This is a genomic window from Faecalibacterium langellae, assembly GCF_002549775.1.
In the GTDB taxonomy this organism is placed as follows: Bacteria; Bacillota; Clostridia; order Oscillospirales; family Ruminococcaceae; genus Faecalibacterium; species Faecalibacterium langellae.
In genome coordinates, this window is record NZ_NMTR01000057.1 from 1 (window position 1) to 1,115 (window position 1,115).

The window sequence follows — 1,115 nt, forward strand, 5'->3', positions numbered from 1 at the left end:
AATGAGTCCTCATATGGTCTTTAGGTGTATAGCCAGGAAGAAAATCAATAACCGGGTAACCAGGCACAGATGAATCAGCAATCTTAGTAGGGTCACTAGGATCATTGGGATAAATAATTGATTTTGTCGAGCCATCAGGATTAGAGACAATCCAGTTGCCGAGCTTTCTGTAAACATACTTAACATCAGAGGTTTGTGGAATATATGGATTTTTAATTGCGACTTTCGTATCAAACCAGTAACCTACTTGATACTGTATCGCAGGATCTGAGGGCTTTATATTTGTATATGTTTCGAGAACTTTTCCATTTTTTGCAATTGAAGCAGACATTGTTCCATCTGAACCAGTCTGAGTGTAAGTAACAACTATTCCATCATGAAAGTCTTTAACATAACTAGCACCAATCTCTCCGTATGGTGACATAGTGCCATTTGAATTAGAAGATGCAGTAGCATAGTAACCATTTATAAGTATGGGACTCGTCGTATATTTTTGGCCGACTAACCCTTTTTGTGTATAAGGAACAACCGGATTACCATTACTGTCGGTGATTTGCTTGCCATCTTTATCAACAAAATAGGTTGTTTGTGTGATCAATTTGGGTACCATATAGGATAGTCCATTGTAGTAGCCAGTATCATATTTACTAGCAATATATTTAACAGCAAGAGGATCTCTTAAACTTTCAACCATCGCATAATAAGTATCATTATAGTAGGTAGTGCTATCAAATATAGCAGATTCTACCTGAGTATTTTGATTTAAAGTGTATTGCTTTAAAACCTCATTTGATTTCGATAATTCCGTTACATAAACAATTCCGTCGCCCGTTCGATTAGTTGAAAAAACAATCTGGTTTCCATGATATTTTCCATGATGTTTTCCATGATATTTTGCTTGCAACCATTCATAACTGTAATGAGATTTATCTGGATCAATCCACATTCCAGATGGATAATCTGGATCACTAACTGAGAAACCCGTATTGGTAACTGAACCTGCCAATACCTTTCTACCGTAGTTTTGAGCAAACTCAGTTGTATCTATTGGACTTCTTTTGACCCTTCGTCTTTGGTTAATAGAATGTGTATTCTCTCTATTACCACGCTTGTTA

The 1,115-nt window shown here is 36.3% G+C and carries 1 protein-coding gene; it reads right to left on the bottom strand.

Going from position 1 to position 1,115, the window contains the following annotated elements; genetic code table 11:
• On the bottom strand, positions 1-1,115 hold a 1,115-nt coding region (locus CGS49_RS13645), incomplete at both ends, for a MucBP domain-containing protein (protein WP_207653418.1).